The sequence below is a fragment of the Microbacterium sp. C-MGS6 genome (genome assembly GCF_058140415.1).
Window position 1 is genome coordinate 774263 of sequence record NZ_CM176934.1, and the last position, 15784, is coordinate 790046.

The following is a 15784-nucleotide window of genomic DNA, read 5'->3' on the forward strand; positions in this document are numbered from 1 at the left end:
GTGGGGAGGACCCGGTTCAGCGGTCGAGGGCGGCGAAGCGCTCGATGTCGCTGTTCGTCCCGGAGACGATGATGAGGTCGTGGTTGGTCACGATCGTGTTGGCCTCGGCGTACCGGAACGGCTTGCCAGGGCTCTTCACGCCGACGACCGTGACCTTGTACTTCGAGCGCACACCGGATTCGTTCAGGCCGACGCCGCGGATGAACTTCGGCGGGTACATCTTGGCCAGGACGAAGTCGTCGTCGAAGCGGATGAAGTCGAGCATGCGCCCGCTCACGAGGTGGGCCACGCGCTCGCCGGCCTCGCGCTCGGGGTAGATGACGTGGTTGGCACCCACCCGGGCGAGGATCTTGCCGTGCGACTGGGAGACCGCCTTGGCCCAGATCTGCGGCACCTTGAGGTCGACGAGGTTGGCCGTGATGAGCACCGACGCCTCGATCGAGGAGCCGACGGCGACGACCGCGACCTGGAAGTCCTGGGCGCCGATCTGACGGAGCGCGTCGATGTTGCGGGCATCGGCCTGCACGGTGTGCGTGACGCGGTCCGACCACTTCTGCACGAGCTCGAGGTTGTCGTCGATCGCGAGCACCTCGCGGTCGAGGCGGTCGAGTTCGCCGGCGCAGGCGGCGCCGAACCGGCCGAGACCGATGACGAGGACGGGAGCGTCCCCCCGAAGGACTTCAACCAACGATCGGCCTTTCCACGGGCAGTGAGTAGTACTGCGTGCGCGATGTCGCGGCGACTGCCGCAGCGAGAGTCACTGTACCAACGCGGCCCATGAAGATCGTCGCGGCCATGACGTACGAGGCGGAATCCGGCAGCTCCCCGGTGAGGCCGGTGGAGAGCCCGACGGTGCCGAACGCGGAGATGACGTCGAAGAGCACGTGGCTGATGTCGGCCTTGGTGATCTGCGCGATCACGATGGTCGACAGGGCGACGATCGTGGCACCCCAGGCGACGACGCTGAGGGCGACGCGCTGCACGTCGCTGGGGATGCGGCGGCCGAACGCCTCGACGGACTGGCGGCCCTTCGCTTCGGACCAGACGGCGATCGCGAGGACCGCGAGCGTGGTCACCTTGATGCCGCCCGCCGTCGACGCGGACCCGCCGCCGACGAACATGAGCATGCTGGCAGCGAGCAGCGACGAGCCGTTGAGGTCGTCCATCTCGATGACGTTGAAGCCGCCGGAGCGGGTCATCGCGGAGAGGAAGAACGCCTGGAAGGTCGTGTCAGCGGCGTCCATCGAGCCGAAGGTATTCGGGTTGTTGTACTCGAGGATCAGGAAGGCGGCGGCGCCCAGGATGAACAGCAGCACGGTGGTGACGATGGTCAGCTTCGAGTGCAGCGACCAGCGCTTGACGTGCCAGACGTGCTTCGCGAGCGTGTAGATCACCGGGAAGCCGATGCTCCCGAGGAACACGCCGACCATGAGGAGTGACAGCACGAGGTAGTCGTCGGCGAAGACGGCCACCCCGCCGTCGTTCGGCGCGAAGCCGGTGTTGGTGAAGGCCATCGCCGAGAAGTACGGGGCCTCCCAGAGCGCGGCGATCGGGTCCACCCCCGCCATCACCAGCGCCGGGTAGAGGAGGGCGGCGAGGGCCGCTTCGATGAAGAGGGCCGAGAGGGCGACCGTGGTGAGCAGCTGGCCCACCTCGCCCAGGCGCACCGTCTGGCTCTCGTTGACCACGCCGCCGTGCGCGCGGAGCGGATTCGTGTCGCCGGCCGCCATGAGCTTGGCTCGCAGGCCGAGGCGCTTCGAGATGAGCATCCCCATGAGGGAGGCGAGGGTCAGCACGCCGAGGGCGCCGATGTTGACGCCGATGAACACGACGACGTGGCCGAAGGGCGACCAGTGGTTGGCCATGTCGACGGTCGCGAGGCCCGTCACGCAGATCGTGGAGACGGCGGTGAAGAGCGCATCGCTGAGCGGTGTCACCGTGCCGCTGGCGGAGGCGATCGGCAGCGAGAACAGCACCGTGAACACGAGGATCAGCAGCGCGAAGACGGCGATCGCGAACCGGGAGGGCGACGAGGTGATGAGGTGCTTCACCCGGCCGGCGGCTCCGGGGAGACCGGTGCGAGGAGACGACGCCGAAACGATGCCCGACATCGCTGCCCCCTTCTTCTGCGCCGTCCGTTCCCCGGCGGCAGCACGGCGCCTCTCGCCGAGCCTTCGTCATGGTACTCCGTGCCGGGGCGCACTACCCTGATCACATGACGGACATCTTCGACGTGATCGCAGACGGTACGAGGCGCGACATCCTCCAGCTCCTGCTCCGCCGCACGTCCGAAGGCGAGTCCGGCACGAGCGTGAGCCAGATCGTCGCCGACCTCGGCATCAGCCAGCCCACGGTCTCCAAGCACCTCAAGGTGCTCCGGGACGCCGAGCTGGTGACCGTCCGCGAAGACGGCCAGCGCCGTTTCTACAGCCTGTCCGTCGCGCCGCTCGAGGCCGTCGACGACTGGCTGGTCCCGTTCCTCGTCGACGCGTTCGGCGACACCGCGCCGGACATCGCATACCCGGGCGCTCCGATCCCCGACGGTGCTGCACACGCGGCCGAGGTCGTCGGGCGTGCAGCGGCATCCGCCAAGCACGTGGTCGCCAACGCGCTGAAGCGCCTCGGCGCCTGACCCGACGCCCCGCCCGGACGGAGAACCGCCCCCGACGGCAGGGGGGATGCCGTCGGGGGCGGTGTGCGGACCCCAGATCCGCGCGGACTCGGCAGGTGCCGGCACGGGTCCTGCACTCGACACTGGCAGGGCTGTCTGAGCGATCGGGCAATGCGGGCTATGCGCGGGCTGGACGTCGGCGTGCCGGTGGGCCAGGGCGGGCCACGCATCGTTCCGGAGGAGCCCGTCGGGCAGGATGGGCACATGACGGACGAGTACCGCGCGCACTTCGACTTCGCGATCACCTTCGCCAACGGCGGCGGCCTGCAGGGGCAGGGGTTCCGCCTCGATCTGCCGAGGAAGGACATGACGGCCGAGGAGGTCTCGAGCCTGCTCGTGTCACACCTCGGCCTGACGCTCGTGGGCAGGGTCGAGCTCCGCGACCTGCAGATCGTCTCCGAGCCGCACCGAGGCAGTCGTGGCGTCGCGACGCCGGGTCCTGAGGGCCGCACCGGACGCGTCGTCGACCTGAGCCACCCGATCGCCGAGGGCATGGTCACGTATCCCGGGCTGCCCGCGCCGAGCATCACCCCGCACCTCACCCGCGCGGCCTCTCGCGAGCGCTACGCGCCGGGGACGGAGTTCGCGATGGACGTGATCACGATGATCGGCAACACGGGGACGTACCTCGACTCCCCGTTCCACCGCTATGCGGACGGGGCGGACCTGGCGGCGCTCGACCTGGAGAGCCTCGTGGATCTCCCCGCCGAGGTCTTCCACCTCCGCGACGCCTGGACGCCGCAACGGCGGGGCATCAGGGCGGCGACGCTCGCCGACCGCGAGCTCCGCGGCAGCGCGGTGCTCCTGGACACCGGCTGGAGCCGCTTGTTCGGCACCCCCGACTACGGCACGGGCGCACCCTTTCTCGCCGAGGACGCCGCGCGATTCCTCGTCGATGCCGGGGTGCGCCTCGTCGGCATCGACGCGCTCAACATCGACGACACGGAGAGCGGAGGGGAGCGGCCCGCGCACAGCATCCTCCTCGCAGCGGGCGTGCACGTCGTCGAGCACCTCACGGCTCTCGATCGCCTCCCCGCACGCGGGGCGCGGTTCACCGCGGCCCCTCCGGCGATCCGCGGGTTCGGAACGTTCCCGGTCCGGGCGTTCGCGACCGTGCCGATATCTCACTGATCACAGCAGTCACGCGGGTTTACACGCGTCCCAACGACCCCATAGAGTGTGCTCATCGAGAAAGGGGTACGTGGGATGCCCGAGGTTCCAGACGTCCGATTCCTGACGGTGGCCGAAGTCGCCGAGCTCATGCGCGTGTCCAAGATGACCGTGTACCGGCTCGTGCACGCCGGTGACCTTCCCGCCATCCGGTTCGGACGGAGCTACCGCGTGCCGGAGTCCGCCGTCGCGGAGGCTCTGCAGCGGCCCATCGCCGACGCCGGCTGACGGAGGGCGCGGGGCACCCTCCTGAGTTTGCTAGGATGATCCGAGGCATTTTTCGTGCTCGTACCCGGGTGTCCGATTCCGGCGACACCCAGCCCCTGACTTAGTGAGGTTTCCGTGGGTTCTGTCATCAAGAAGCGCCGCAAGCGCATGGCGAAGAAGAAGCACCGCAAGCTGCTTCGCAAGACTCGCCACCAGCGCCGCAACAAGAAGTAAGCGGCCAGACACCGAGCGCCTGTCTTCGGACGGGCGCTTTGTGTCTCTGCGCGCCGTTCCGCACCGCCGAGAGGATGTCATGAAGTCGATCACCGTCGCCGAACTCGCCGAGCGCTCCGGCACGCCCCTCATCGATGTCCGGGAGGTGAACGAGTTCCAGGCAGGACACGTCCCCGGCGCCGTGAACATCCCGATGTCCGAGATCGGCAACCGCTTGGAAGAGCTTCCCGCGGAGTCGTTCGACGTGATCTGCCAGGCCGGCGGCCGCTCGGCCCGTGTGGTCGAAGCGCTCGAGGCCCGCGGCTACGACGCCACCAACGTCGAGGGCGGCACCGGCGAGTGGATCGCGCAGGGACGCGAGGTCGAGGTCCCGTCGTCGTGACGACGCTGACCCTCATCGGCAAGCCCGACTGCCATCTGTGCGCCGTGGCCTCCGAGGTCGTCGACGCGGTCGTCGCCGAGCTGCCGGACGCCGCCGCGGAGCGCATCCAGATCGTCGAGGCGTCGATCCAGGACGACCCCGCCCTGTACGAGCAGTGGTGGGAGAAGATCCCGGTCGTCCTCATCGACGAGCGACTGCACGCGCACTGGCGCGTGTCCCCCGACCGCCTGCGCGAGGCGCTGGAAGAAGCCGTCGACGCGGAGGCCCGCGCCGACCAGAAGGAGCTGCGATGACCATCCGCCATGTCGTGACCTGGAAGCTGGCCGCGGAGGACGCGGGGGAGCGGAAGGCTCAGGCGGCTGAGGTCGCCCGGCGTCTGAACGCCCTCGACGGCGTCGTACCGCAGTTGCGCAGCATCTGGGCCGGCGCGAACGACGCGTACCCCGACGCCAACTGGGACGTCACCCTGGTCGCCGACTTCGACTCCGTCGCGGACCTCGAGCGGTATCAGGTGCACCCCGCGCACGAGGAGGTCGCCGGGTACATCCGCTCGGTCGTCGCCGGTCGCGTGGCGGTCGACGCCGAGGTCTGAGCGTCGAGGCTCGTCCTCGCGGCACCGAAACACAAACGTGATGCGGCGCGAGGGGATGTCATTGGTCACGCGACGAGCCGCATGTTTAGATGAACTCCTACCCGTCCGTGGGCTCACCCGCCCCCCGACTCTCAGGAGCCGACATGTCCCGTCGTAACCTCTTCGCCGGCCTCGCGATCGCGGCCACCGCCACCCTCGCGCTCGCCGGATGCGCCACCGGCTCCTCCGATGCGGGCAGCAGTGGCGAGCCCGCCGCGGGCGACGAGTACGGCCTCGTCGAGGCGGGCACGCTCACCGTCTGCTCCGACATCCCCTACCCGCCGTTCGAGTTCGAGGGTGACGACGGCGAGTACACCGGCTTCGACATCGACCTCCTCGGCGCGATCGCCGAGCAGCTCGACCTCGAGCTGTCCGTGCAGGATGTGGGCTTCGACGCGCTGCAGTCCGGCACGACCCTCGCCGCCGGTACCTGCGACGTCGGCGCCTCGGCCATGACGATCACCGACGAGCGCAAGGCCAACATCGACTTCTCGGACCCGTACTACGACTCGCTGCAGTCGCTCCTCGTGCGCACCGATTCCGGCATCACGTCCATCGATGACCTCGACGGCAAGAACGTCGGCGTGCAGCAGGGTACGACGGGTGAGGCCTACGCGACCGAGAACGCTCAGGGCGCGCAGCTCGTGCAGTACCCCTCGGACGGCGAGCTGTGGCCGGCCATCCAGGCGGGGCAGATCGACGCGATCCTGCAGGACCAGCCCGTCAACCTCGAGCACGAGAAGGCCGACTCCGCGTACGAGATCGTCGAGACCTACGAGACCGACGAGTCCTACGGCTTCGCGTTCGCGAAGGGCGAGAAGGACGAGCTCCTCGACGCCGTGAACGGTGCGCTCAAAGACCTGAGGGACAACGGCGAGTACCAGAAGATCTACGACCAGTACTTCACGGCGAACTGAGCCGGGGAACACGGAGGTCGGGAGGACCTTGACAATGGCGTTGAGGCGCACCACCAAGCAGAAGCTGTACCGGTACACCGTCTATGCGGTGCTGATCGCGATCGCCGTCTGGGTCGCGTTCAGCACCGACTGGTCCCGGCTCGGGCAGCTCTTCTTCAACCCCGAGGTCGCAGCCAAGATGCTGCCGGGGATCATCACGACCGCGCTCGTCAACACGCTGTGGTTCACTGCGGTGGCGTTCGCCGGCGGCCTTCTCCTCGGCGTGATCCTCGCGCTGATGAAGCTGTCCGAGATCGGTCCGTTCCGGTGGATCGCGACCGTCTGGATCGAACTGTTCCGCGGGCTCCCCGCCCTGCTCACGATCTTCGCCATCGGGTTCATCGTGCCGATCGCGCTCGGCGTGCGGGCGCAGGAGCTCGGCGGTCCCGTGGTGCTCGGCCTGATCGGTCTCGTGCTCGTGGCGTCGGCGTACATGGCCGAGACCATCCGCGCGGGACTCCAGGCGGTGCCGAAGGGGCAGACCGAGGCCGCGCGATCGCTCGGCATGTCGCCCATGAAGACGACCTTCTGGATCGTCGTGCCGCAGGGCTTCCGCATCATCATCCCGCCGCTGACGAACGAGTTCGTGCTGCTGCTGAAGGACACGTCGCTGCTGTTCGTCGTCGGCACGTTCATCTGGTCGAAGGAACTCACGACCTTCGCCCGTGACGCCAGCACGCAGAACGCCAACGGAACGCCGCTGATCATGGCGGCGATCCTCTACCTGATCGTGACGATCCCGCTCACGCGTTTCAGCGCGTGGCTGGAGCGTCGGATGGCGAGGACACGATGAGCACCGACCTGATCGACGTGCAGGCCCCCGCGATCGCTATCCAGGACCTGCACAAGAGCTTCGGCGACAACGAGGTGCTCAAGGGCATCGACCTGACGGTGCTCGCCGGCGAGGTCGTCTGCGTGATCGGCCCGTCCGGGTCGGGCAAGTCGACGTTGCTCCGCTCCGTGAACCTCCTGGAGGAGCCCACAGGCGGCAAGGTGCTCATCGAGGGCATCGACATCACCGATCCCGACATCGACATCGACCGCGTGCGCACCCGCATCGGGATGGTGTTCCAGAGCTTCAACCTGTTCCCGCACCTCAGCGTGCTCGGCAACCTCACGATCGCGCAGCAGCGGGTGAAGAAACGCTCGAAGGCCGAAGCGGAGAAGGTGGCCCGCGCCATGCTCGAGCGCGTCGGGCTCGCGGAGAAGGCCGACGCGTACCCCGGGCACCTGTCCGGCGGACAGCAGCAGCGGGTGGCCATCGCGCGGGCGCTGTGCATGAACCCCGACATGATGCTGTTCGACGAGCCCACGTCGGCCCTCGACCCCGAGCTCGTCGGCGAGGTCCTGCAGGTCATGCGGTCGCTGGCCGATGAGGGCATGACGATGCTCGTCGTCACGCATGAGATGGGCTTCGCGCGCGAGGTCGGCTCGCGGCTGATCTTCATGGACGGCGGACAGATCGTCGAGGAGGGCGACCCCCGCGAGGTGCTGGCGAATCCGCAGCACCAGCGCACGAAGGACTTCCTCTCCCGCGTCCTGTAGTTCGCTCCGCCGTGGTGTCGCCGAGACCCCGGGCATTCGTCGAGACCCCCGGCTGCAGACGACTGCAGCCGGGGGTCTCGACGTGAACCCGGGGTCTCAGGTCAGCCGCGCGGACGCGCGACCACCGGGACAGGGGTCACCGCGATCCGGACGCGGTCGCCGAACGACGGGTGCACGGTGGGTGCGTGCTGCACGCGGACGAGCTCGCCCGACTCGGTGCGCACGAGGGTTCTCCGCATGCTGCCGAGGAACGTGCTCTCCTCCACGAGGGCATCTGTGGCGGCATCCTCCGCGGAGGTGAAGCGCACGTTCTCCGGGCGGAGGTACACGTCGACGGGGCCATCGGCGGGGGTCTGCAAGGGAAGACGCTGCCCCCACACGACGACGTGATCGCCCTCGGCGACCCCGGACACGACGCTGGAGAGGCCCACGAACGCGGCGACCTCGGCGCTCGCGGGGGTGGTGTACAGCTCCTCCGGGGAGCCGATCTGCTCGATGCGACCCGCGTTCATGACCGCGATCCGGTCGGACACCGCGAGGGCCTCCTCCTGATCGTGCGTGACGAACACGGTCGTGATGCCGAGCCGCAGCTGAATGCGCCGGATCTCGTCACGGAGCTGCACGCGCACCTTCGCGTCGAGTGCCGACAGCGGCTCGTCGAGCAGCAGCACCCGAGGCTCCGTGACGAGGGCGCGAGCCAGGGCCACCCGCTGCTGCTGCCCGCCGGAGAGCTGATGCGGGAACCGGTCGGCCAGGTCGGCCAGACCCACGAGGGCGAGCGCGTCGAGGGCCCGTCGCGCCGCCTCACCCTTGCCGACACCCCGACGACGGAGCCCGAAGGCCGTGTTGTCGACGACGCGGAGGTGCGGGAACAGCGAGTACGACTGGAACACCATCCCGATGTCGCGCCGGTTGGTCGGCACACGCGAGACATCTCCGCCGCCGAGGAGGACGGTCCCCTCGTCGGCGCCCTCGAGTCCGGCGAGCACGCGGAGCAGGGTGGTCTTCCCGCAGCCGGACGGACCGAGCAGCGAGACGAACTCCCCGGGAGCGATGTCGAGGTCTACGCCGTGCAGCACCCTCGTGCCGCCGTAGCTCTTCACGATGCCCTGCAGCTCGACCCGCGTGCCCTCGCCGGCCTGGGCGAGCAGCAGGTTGTCCTTGGTGCGCGGGAGCGCGTGATCGAGGGTCATGAGCGGGCCTTTCGCGGACCGCGGGCGACGCGGCCGATGAGCAGGAGCAGGAGGAAGACGAACAGCAGGGCGAGCAGCGTGAAGATCGCGGGCGCGAACGGGTCCTGCTTCTGCACCACGACCATCGCCGTCTGGAAGACCTGCCGGTTGAGGAGGGACGCGATCGTGAACTCCCCGAGCACCACCGCGATGGAGATCAGCGCGGCGGCGAGCAGGCCCTGTCGGAGGTTCGGCGCGAGGACGCGGAGCACGACCGTCGGCCACCCCGCCCCGAGCGAGCGTGCTGCCTCGGACAGCGTGCGCAGATCGGCGGCATCGATGGACGCCTGGATCGAGCGGAACGCGAAGGGAAGGACTGTGACGCCGTAGGCGAAGGCGAGGGTCCAGGTGCCGGTGCCGAGGGTCCGCCCGATCTGCAGGTAGATCGGCGCGAGGCCCACCACGAGGACGATCGCGGGGATCGAGATCGGGAGGAGCGCGACGAACTCGAAGGCCGCCTTCAGTCTGGGGAAGCGCAGGTTCACGAGGATCATCGTGGGGGCCAGGAGGAACAGCACGATCGCCACTGTCACCACCGCGAGGATCAGCGAGTTGCCGAGCCCCGTCCAGATGGGCTTCAGGCTCGCCGACGCCGCGGGGTCGACGAGGGCGGCCCAGTGCGCGAAGGAGAGACCGTCCGTGCCGCGCAGCGTGAAGAGGAACGTCGACACGAGAGGCACAGCGAAGAACGCGCCGACCACGATGCCGATCACCGCACGGGTTGCGCGGGACGGGGCGAGGCCGTTCATGCCTGCCACCGCGCGGCGCGTCGCTGGATGACCGAGTACAGCGCCATCACGACGCCGACCACGACGATCATGCCGAGGGCGAGAGCGCCCGCGAGATTCTCCCGGCCGAGCAGCGTCTCGCTCGTGAGCGCCGTGCGGATCTGCAGCGGGACGATCTGCGAGCCCTGACTCGCGAGCGCCGCGGCCGTGGCGTAGGAGGAGAACGCGTTCGCGAAGAGCAGCAGCAGGCTCGCGAGGAACGACGGCGCCAGCACCGGGAGGCCGATCCGCAGCCAGAAGCTCGCCCTGCTGCCCCCGAGGGTGAGGTTCGCCTCGACCCACTGCGGCTTCAAGGCGGCGAGGGCGGGGAGGAAGGTGATGACCATGAGCGGCACCTGGAAGTAGATGTACGGGAGGATGAGGCCGGGCAGCTCGTACAGCCAGGTGCCCTCGGCGAAGATATCGATGCCGAACGTGTCGCGGAGGAAGACGGTGACCACGCCCTGGATGCCGATCATGGCGATGAAGGCGAAGGCGAGCATGACGCCGCCGAACTGCGCGAGGACCCCGGCGGCCGCGTCCACGGATCGCCGCACGACGCCGTCCGGGTTCATGCCGAGCAACGCATAGGAGACCAGGGCACCGACGGTGGCGCCGACCGCCGCGGTGAGCAGGGAGAGCCTCGCCGAGTTCGCGAAGGTCGTGAGCACGACGGGGTCGCCGAGGGCGGCGACGTTCGTCCAGGTGAAAGCGCCGTCGCCGTCGAAGAACCCGGAGCCGATCGCGAGCACGGTGGGCAGGGCGAGGAACAGCAGCACGTAGGCGGCGAAGGGCACGAGCCCCAGCCACGCCGTGGACGGCGCAGACCGCCGGGCCCGCGCGTGCGACGCGGGTCCGGCGGCGGTGACGGGGGCGGACGCCGCGGCATCCACCCCCGGTGCGACGAGAGAGGTCACTGGACCGCCGCTGCCCACTTCTCGCCGAGCAGCGTGCCGGCGTTCTCGGACTGCTCCTCGGTCGGCACGACGGTCTCCTCCGGAGCCTCCGGGAGAGCCGCCGCGAGCTTCTCGTCGATCGTGCCCGCTTCGGTCATCGCCTCCATGCGCACCGGACGGGCGCCGCCCTTCAGCCACAGGTTCTGCACCTCGTCGCTGTAGAGGAACTCCTGCCACAGACGCGCGGCCGCCGGGTTCGGCGCGTCGACGTTGATGGCCTGGTTGTAGTAGCCCGCGTAGCCGGTGCCGTCGAAGACCTCGACCTTCCAGTTCGGGTTGTCGGCCGTGTGCGCGGCGTTCAGGTAGTCCCAGTCGAAGACGACCGGGGTCTCGCCGCTGGCGACGGTCGCGGTCGTGACGTCGACCTTGAGCAGGTTCCCTGCCTTCTGCAGGTCGGCGAAGAAGTCGATGCCCGGCTGGAAGTCGTCGAGCGTGCCGTCCGACTGCACCGTCGCCAGGCCCACGGCGGCGAAGGCGGCGCCGGCCTGCGTCGGGTCGCCGTTGATGGCCACGGCACCCTTGTAGTCGGCGGAGAGCAGGTCGGACAGCTCGGCCGGCGCCTCGAACTTCGAGGAGTCGTAGCCGATCGACATGTACCCGCCGTAGTCGCCGACGAAGAGGCCGGTGGGCTCCTTCAGCTCGTCGGGGATGTCGTCCCAGGTCTGGACCTTGTAAGGAGCGAAGGCATCGGTGTTCTGCAGAGCGACGGTGAGGCCGAGGTCGAAGACGTCGGGGGCGGTGTCGAGGCCCTTGTTCGTCTCGGCGGCCTGGATCTCCTCGGCGCTGGAGACGTCGGGCGACGCCTCGTTGATGGTGATCTCGGGGTACTTCTCGGCGAAGAGGTCGAGGATCTCGCCGTAGTTCGCCCAGTCGCGCGGGAGGGCGATGACGTTGAGCTGACCCTCCTCCTTCGCGGCGGCCTCGAGGTCGGCGAACGAGCCGAAGTCCTCGACCGACGTCGCGCTCGCCGCGTCCACGGCGTCGTCGCCGGCGGCCGGGGCGTCGGTCGCCGAGGCGCAGGAGGTCAGTGCGATGACGGCCGTGGTGGCCAGGGCGATGCCGGCGCCGATGCGTGCGCGGCGGATGGAGCGTGCCATGAGTGTCCTCTCGGTGTCCGGCGTTGCACGCCGGTGTCGGGTTGCGAGAGGACACTATGAGCCCGAGGTAGCCGCGGGGAGCGGCGCGGGTGAACGGTCGGTGTCGGGCGGGTGGCGCAGGGATGCGCCGGGGGATCAGTCGTGCCGGACCGTGTACTTGAAGCCGCGGTGCGAGCCCACGTAGCCGAGGCGCTCGTAGAACCGGTGTGCGTCGGTGCGGGCGGCGTCAGAGGTGAGCTGCACCATGGCCGCGCCGAGGGCGGGCGCCGCGGCATCGCCGACCCACCGCATGACCGCGGAGCCGATGCCGGACGAGCGGAGGTCGCTGCGCACCCGGACCGCCTCGACGAGCAGCCGCCGGGCGCCGCGGCGTGCCATGCCCGGGATCGACGTGAGCTGGAGGGTGCCGACCACCGCGCCGTCGAGCTCGACCACGAGGACGTCGTTGGAGGGATCGGCCAGGATCTCGCGGAGGCCGCGCTCGTACGCCGGGCGGTCCTCGTCGGAGGCCACGTCGCCGCGGGCGGCGCTGATCGGGTCGTCGGCGAGCAGCGCGATGACGGCGTCGGTGTCGGCCTCGCTCGCTCTCCGGAGCACGGCGTCCCCGCTCCTCGACGCGAACGGGTGCGGCAGCGGGAGAGCGGGAAGCATGACCCCAGTCTGCCAGCGGCGCGGATGCGTGACGGTGCCCGCGGGTCTGGAATCATGGCGGGGTGGATATCGGCAGCCTCCTCGGACTCGAGCAGCTCACCTGGGGGATGTTGATCCTCATCATCGTGGCGGCGTTCAGTGCCGGGTGGATCGACGCGGTCGTCGGCGGCGGAGGACTGCTGCAGCTTCCGGCACTGCTCCTCATCCCCGGCATCGCCCCGGTCCAGGCGCTCGCGACGAACAAGCTCGCCTCCGTGTTCGGGACCGCGACCAGCAGCATCACCTACTACCGCCGTGCCAAGCCCGACCTCCGCACGGCCCTGCCGATGGCGGTGATCGCGTTGATCGGCTCGTTCGGCGGCGCGGCGGTCGCGACGGTGCTGCCCCCGGCCGCCTTCAAGCCCATCATCGTGATCGCGCTGCTGGCGGTCGCCCTGTTCACGGCGCTCCGTCCCCAGCTCGGGGCGGCGACGCAGCTGCGCTTCCACGGGCACAAGCACCACATCATGGCCGGGCTGGCCGGGCTCGGCATCGGGTTCTACGACGGGATGATCGGTCCGGGGACGGGCACCTTCCTCGTGATCACCCTCGTCGCGCTGCTGGGGTACGACTTCCTGCAGGCGAGCGCGAAGGCCAAGATCGTGAATCTCGCGACGAACGCGGGGGCGCTGCTCCTCTTCATCCCGCACGGCTCGGTGCTGTGGCTGCTCGGGGGCATCCTCGCGGTCGCGAACGTCGCCGGCAGCTACCTGGGCTCGCGGATGGCCATCTCCCGCGGCACGACGTTCATCCGCGTGGTGTTCCTCGTCGTGGTGGTGGCTCTCATCGCGAAGCTCGGTGTCGACGTGTGGAACGAGAACCTCGCCCCCCTCTTCGCCTGATTCTCCCTTTCTTTCTTCGCCGAGACCCCGGGTACGCGACGAGACCCCGGGCTGCCGGCGGCAGTGTCCCGGGGTCTCGGCGGTAAGACAGGGTGTCGGCGGGTCAGGCCTCGTCCTCGGGTGTGAAGTCCACACCGGCCTCGGCGCGCTGCTCCGGGGTGATCGGAGCGGGAGCGGAGGTGAGGGGATCGAAGCCGTTGCCGGACTTCGGGAAGGCGATGACATCGCGGATCGACTCGGTCTTGGTCAGGTGCTGGAGCACGCGGTCCATGCCGAGCGCGATGCCGCCGTGCGGGGGAGCGCCGAACTTGAACGCGTCGAGGAGGAAGCCGAACTGCTCCTGCGCCACCTCGTCGCTGATGCCCATGACCTCGAAGACCCGCTTCTGGATATCCTCGCGGTGGATGCGGATGGACCCGCCGCCGAGCTCCGAGCCGTTGCACACGATGTCGTACGCGTAGGCGAGGGCCGATCCGGGGTCGGTGTCGAACGTGTCCTCGAACTCGGGCTTCGGGCCCGTGAACGCGTGGTGCACGGCCGTCCAGGCGCCCGCACCCACGGCCACGTCTCCGGAGGCGACCGCATCCGCGGCCGGCTCGAACATCGGGGCGTCGACGACCCACGTGAAGGCGAACTCGTCCGGGTTCAGGTACCCGAGGCGACGGCCGATCTCGACCCGTGCGGCGCCGAGCAGCGCCCGGCTCTCCTTGGTGGCACCGGCGGCGAAGAACACGCAGTCGCCCGGCTCGGCGCCGACGAACTCCGCCAGTCCCGCCTGCTCGGCCTCGGACAGGTTCTTCGCGGCAGGGCCGCCCAGGGTGCCGTCCTCGTTGAACAGCACGTAGGCGAGACCGCGCGCGCCGCGCTGCTTGGCCCAATCCTGCCACGCGTCGAGCTGCTTGCGCGGCTGGCTCGCACCGCCGGGCATGCGCACCGCGCCGACGTACTCGGCCTGGAACACGCGGAACGGGGTGTCCGTGAAGTACTCGGTCGCCTCGACGAGCTCGAGCCCGAAGCGGAGGTCGGGCTTGTCGGAGCCGTACTTCGCCATGGCATCGGCGTACGTCATCCGCGGCAGCGGGGTCTGCACCTCGACGCCGATCGTCTTCCACATCGCCACGATGAGCGACTCCATGAGGGCGATCACGTCCTCCTGGTCGACGAAGCTCATCTCGATGTCGAGCTGCGTGAACTCGGGCTGACGGTCGGCGCGGAAGTCCTCGTCGCGGTAGCAGCGGGCGATCTGGAAGTACTTCTCCACACCGCCGACCATGAGCAGCTGCTTGAAGAGCTGCGGGGACTGCGGCAGGGCGTACCAGCTGCCCGGGTGCAGACGGGCCGGGACGACGAAGTCGCGGGCGCCCTCCGGCGTGGAACGGGTGAGGGTCGGGGTCTCGACCTCGGTGAAGTCCTCGGCGTGCAGGACGTCGCGGATCGCCTTGTAGACGTCGGACCGCAGGCGCAGCGCGGAGGCGGCGGCCGGGCGGCGGAGGTCGAGGTAGCGATATTTGAGGCGTGCCTCCTCGCCGACGGTCTCGGTGTCGGCCAGAGCGGTCGAGACCTGGAACGGCAGCGGCGCCGACTCGTTCAGCACCTCGACCTCGGCCGCGATGACCTCGATCTCGCCGGACGGCAGGTTCGGGTTCGCGTTCCCCTCGGGGCGACGCGACACCTCCCCGGTGACCTTGAGGACGAACTCGTTGCGCAGCGGGTGGGCGATCTCCTCGTCGCGGATGACGACCTGGGCGATGCCCGACGCGTCCCGCAGATCGATGAAAGCGACGCCTCCGTGGTCACGACGACGATCGACCCACCCGGTGAGGGTGACGGTCTGACCGATGTTCTCGGCGCGCAGGGAGCCTGCGGAGTGGGTGCGCAGCACGGAGGATTCCTCCTGATCCGGGGAAAGATGAACCCGCCCAGTCTACGCGGGCGTCCCGGCCCTTCCCGGCCGGGTCGCCTGCGCGGAGCAGCGGCACCTCAGTAGGATCGCCACGACGAAAGGCGCACCCCCATGAACCTCTCCATCTCGGACGGCAACGGCCTTCCCGACCTGTTCGGCGCGATCTTCTCCGGCACGACGGGACTCATCGCCCTCATCTTCTATATCCTCGTCGTGGTCGGCCTGTGGAAGGTGTTCACGAAGGCGGGCTACCCCGGAATCCTCGCGATCATCCCGATCGTGAACGTCGTGTTCCTCGTGAAGATCGCCGGGATGTCGGGCTGGTTCGCCTTGCTCTACCTCGTGCCGATCGCGAACTTCATCCTCGGTGTCATCGTCGCGTTCAAACTCGGCGCGCGCTTCGGCAAGGGCGGGGTGTTCTCCTTCTTCCTGCTGTTCCTCTTCCCCTACATCGGCTATCTGATCCTCGGGTTCGGCGACTCCCGCTACCGCGAGGTCTGA

General features: G+C 69.2%; 20 protein-coding genes. 12 read left to right on the forward strand and 8 right to left on the reverse strand.

Annotated elements, in window-relative coordinates:
- Window positions 1–16 precede the first annotated feature (16 nt).
- Together AC3B5L_RS03760 and AC3B5L_RS03765 are read right to left on the reverse strand one after the other, a co-directional pair.
- Window positions 17–688 carry a potassium channel family protein gene (locus tag AC3B5L_RS03760; protein ID WP_025104470.1) on the reverse strand — a complete coding sequence of 224 codons (672 nt, stop codon included), beginning with the start codon at window positions 686–688 and terminating at the stop codon, window positions 17–19.
- Window positions 681–2111: a TrkH family potassium uptake protein gene (locus AC3B5L_RS03765; RefSeq protein ID WP_490096219.1), complete on the reverse strand. Its 1431-nt coding sequence runs from the start codon at window positions 2109–2111 to the stop codon at window positions 681–683. The genes AC3B5L_RS03760 and AC3B5L_RS03765 overlap by 8 nt, the downstream gene beginning before the upstream one ends.
- A 104-nt stretch (window positions 2112–2215) precedes the next feature.
- Here AC3B5L_RS03765 and AC3B5L_RS03770 point away from each other — a divergent pair, with 104 nt between their 5' ends.
- From AC3B5L_RS03770 to AC3B5L_RS03815, 10 genes are all read left to right on the forward strand, one after another.
- Window positions 2216–2632: an ArsR/SmtB family transcription factor gene (locus tag AC3B5L_RS03770; RefSeq protein ID WP_187663313.1), complete on the forward strand. Its 417-nt coding sequence runs from the start codon at window positions 2216–2218 to the stop codon at window positions 2630–2632.
- A 243-nt stretch (window positions 2633–2875) separates the two neighbouring features.
- Complete coding sequence (locus tag AC3B5L_RS03775; protein WP_490096220.1) at window positions 2876–3802, forward strand: cyclase family protein; 927 nt, start codon at window positions 2876–2878, stop codon at window positions 3800–3802.
- A 75-nt stretch (window positions 3803–3877) separates the two neighbouring features.
- Window positions 3878–4069: a helix-turn-helix domain-containing protein gene (locus tag AC3B5L_RS03780; RefSeq protein ID WP_025104463.1), complete on the forward strand. Its 192-nt coding sequence runs from the start codon at window positions 3878–3880 to the stop codon at window positions 4067–4069.
- 114 nt (window positions 4070–4183) lie between these two features.
- On the forward strand, window positions 4184–4282 hold the full coding sequence (locus AC3B5L_RS03785; protein ID WP_003792170.1) for a 30S ribosomal protein bS22: 99 nt from the start codon (window positions 4184–4186) through the stop codon (window positions 4280–4282).
- Window positions 4283–4361: 79 nt separating this feature from the next.
- Complete coding sequence (locus AC3B5L_RS03790) at window positions 4362–4664, forward strand: rhodanese-like domain-containing protein (protein ID WP_187663315.1); 303 nt, start codon at window positions 4362–4364, stop codon at window positions 4662–4664.
- Entirely contained in the window at window positions 4661–4957 is a 297-nt protein-coding gene (locus AC3B5L_RS03795; RefSeq protein WP_292797752.1) for a glutaredoxin family protein, read from the forward strand. The genes AC3B5L_RS03790 and AC3B5L_RS03795 overlap by 4 nt, the downstream gene beginning before the upstream one ends.
- Entirely contained in the window at window positions 4954–5256 is a 303-nt protein-coding gene (locus tag AC3B5L_RS03800; protein ID WP_280567187.1) for a Dabb family protein, read from the forward strand. Before AC3B5L_RS03795 ends, AC3B5L_RS03800 begins: the two co-directional genes overlap by 4 nt.
- A 143-nt stretch (window positions 5257–5399) precedes the next feature.
- Window positions 5400–6212, forward strand: coding sequence for a basic amino acid ABC transporter substrate-binding protein (locus tag AC3B5L_RS03805; protein ID WP_268777239.1), 813 nt, complete (start codon window positions 5400–5402; stop codon window positions 6210–6212).
- Between the two features lie 34 nt (window positions 6213–6246).
- A complete protein-coding gene (locus tag AC3B5L_RS03810) occupies window positions 6247–7044 on the forward strand; it encodes an amino acid ABC transporter permease (protein WP_187663318.1) in 798 nt (265 codons plus the stop codon).
- Window positions 7041–7796, forward strand: a complete 756-nt coding sequence (locus AC3B5L_RS03815; RefSeq protein ID WP_187663319.1) for an amino acid ABC transporter ATP-binding protein — start codon at window positions 7041–7043, stop codon at window positions 7794–7796. Before AC3B5L_RS03810 ends, AC3B5L_RS03815 begins: the two co-directional genes overlap by 4 nt.
- A 101-nt stretch (window positions 7797–7897) precedes the next feature.
- On the opposite strand, the gene AC3B5L_RS03820 is transcribed toward AC3B5L_RS03815, so the two are convergent.
- The 5 genes from AC3B5L_RS03820 to AC3B5L_RS03840 all read right to left on the reverse strand — a co-directional run bounded on the left by AC3B5L_RS03820 (window position 7898) and on the right by AC3B5L_RS03840 (window position 12499).
- Window positions 7898–8989 carry an ABC transporter ATP-binding protein gene (locus AC3B5L_RS03820; RefSeq protein ID WP_187663320.1) on the reverse strand — a complete coding sequence of 364 codons (1092 nt, stop codon included), beginning with the start codon at window positions 8987–8989 and terminating at the stop codon, window positions 7898–7900.
- Window positions 8986–9777, reverse strand: a complete 792-nt coding sequence (locus AC3B5L_RS03825; RefSeq protein ID WP_259952941.1) for an ABC transporter permease — start codon at window positions 9775–9777, stop codon at window positions 8986–8988. Before AC3B5L_RS03825 ends, AC3B5L_RS03820 begins: the two co-directional genes overlap by 4 nt.
- Window positions 9774–10712 (reverse strand): ABC transporter permease, encoded by a 939-nt coding sequence (locus AC3B5L_RS03830; protein ID WP_396817560.1) that lies wholly within the window; start codon window positions 10710–10712, stop codon window positions 9774–9776. Before AC3B5L_RS03830 ends, AC3B5L_RS03825 begins: the two co-directional genes overlap by 4 nt.
- Entirely contained in the window at window positions 10709–11848 is a 1140-nt protein-coding gene (locus AC3B5L_RS03835) for an ABC transporter substrate-binding protein (protein WP_187663323.1), read from the reverse strand. The genes AC3B5L_RS03830 and AC3B5L_RS03835 overlap by 4 nt, the downstream gene beginning before the upstream one ends.
- A gap of 135 nt (window positions 11849–11983) precedes the next feature.
- Window positions 11984–12499: a GNAT family N-acetyltransferase gene (locus tag AC3B5L_RS03840; RefSeq protein ID WP_259952943.1), complete on the reverse strand. Its 516-nt coding sequence runs from the start codon at window positions 12497–12499 to the stop codon at window positions 11984–11986.
- A 107-nt stretch (window positions 12500–12606) separates the two neighbouring features.
- Here AC3B5L_RS03840 and AC3B5L_RS03845 point away from each other — a divergent pair, with 107 nt between their 5' ends.
- On the forward strand, window positions 12607–13380 hold the full coding sequence (locus AC3B5L_RS03845; RefSeq protein ID WP_187664096.1) for a sulfite exporter TauE/SafE family protein: 774 nt from the start codon (window positions 12607–12609) through the stop codon (window positions 13378–13380).
- Between the two features lie 103 nt (window positions 13381–13483).
- Here AC3B5L_RS03845 and aspS read toward each other — a convergent pair whose 3' ends face one another.
- Window positions 13484–15262 (reverse strand): aspartate--tRNA ligase, encoded by a 1779-nt coding sequence (aspS, locus tag AC3B5L_RS03850; protein ID WP_259952945.1) that lies wholly within the window; start codon window positions 15260–15262, stop codon window positions 13484–13486.
- A gap of 132 nt (window positions 15263–15394) precedes the next feature.
- Here aspS and AC3B5L_RS03855 point away from each other — a divergent pair, with 132 nt between their 5' ends.
- Window positions 15395–15784 carry a DUF5684 domain-containing protein gene (locus tag AC3B5L_RS03855; RefSeq protein ID WP_126894018.1) on the forward strand — a complete coding sequence of 130 codons (390 nt, stop codon included), beginning with the start codon at window positions 15395–15397 and terminating at the stop codon, window positions 15782–15784.

Excerpts from the sequence above, each read along its gene's own strand:
- AC3B5L_RS03765 (WP_490096219.1), bottom strand. The coding sequence starts at position 2,111 with ATGTCGGGCATCGTTTCGGCGTCGTCTCCTCGCACCGGTCTCCCCGGA.
- AC3B5L_RS03770 (WP_187663313.1), top strand. The coding sequence starts at position 2,216 with ATGACGGACATCTTCGACGTGATCGCAGACGGTACGAGGCGCGACATC.
- AC3B5L_RS03775 (WP_490096220.1), top strand. The coding sequence starts at position 2,876 with ATGACGGACGAGTACCGCGCGCACTTCGACTTCGCGATCACCTTCGCC.
- AC3B5L_RS03780 (WP_025104463.1), top strand. The coding sequence starts at position 3,878 with ATGCCCGAGGTTCCAGACGTCCGATTCCTGACGGTGGCCGAAGTCGCC.
- AC3B5L_RS03790 (WP_187663315.1), top strand. The coding sequence starts at position 4,362 with ATGAAGTCGATCACCGTCGCCGAACTCGCCGAGCGCTCCGGCACGCCC.
- AC3B5L_RS03800 (WP_280567187.1), top strand. The coding sequence starts at position 4,954 with ATGACCATCCGCCATGTCGTGACCTGGAAGCTGGCCGCGGAGGACGCG.
- AC3B5L_RS03805 (WP_268777239.1), top strand. The coding sequence starts at position 5,400 with ATGTCCCGTCGTAACCTCTTCGCCGGCCTCGCGATCGCGGCCACCGCC.
- AC3B5L_RS03810 (WP_187663318.1), top strand. The coding sequence starts at position 6,247 with ATGGCGTTGAGGCGCACCACCAAGCAGAAGCTGTACCGGTACACCGTC.
- AC3B5L_RS03815 (WP_187663319.1), top strand. The coding sequence starts at position 7,041 with ATGAGCACCGACCTGATCGACGTGCAGGCCCCCGCGATCGCTATCCAG.
- AC3B5L_RS03820 (WP_187663320.1), bottom strand. The coding sequence starts at position 8,989 with ATGACCCTCGATCACGCGCTCCCGCGCACCAAGGACAACCTGCTGCTC.
- AC3B5L_RS03825 (WP_259952941.1), bottom strand. The coding sequence starts at position 9,777 with ATGAACGGCCTCGCCCCGTCCCGCGCAACCCGTGCGGTGATCGGCATC.
- AC3B5L_RS03835 (WP_187663323.1), bottom strand. The coding sequence starts at position 11,848 with ATGGCACGCTCCATCCGCCGCGCACGCATCGGCGCCGGCATCGCCCTG.
- AC3B5L_RS03840 (WP_259952943.1), bottom strand. The coding sequence starts at position 12,499 with ATGCTTCCCGCTCTCCCGCTGCCGCACCCGTTCGCGTCGAGGAGCGGG.
- AC3B5L_RS03845 (WP_187664096.1), top strand. The coding sequence starts at position 12,607 with ATGTTGATCCTCATCATCGTGGCGGCGTTCAGTGCCGGGTGGATCGAC.
- AC3B5L_RS03855 (WP_126894018.1), top strand. The coding sequence starts at position 15,395 with ATGAACCTCTCCATCTCGGACGGCAACGGCCTTCCCGACCTGTTCGGC.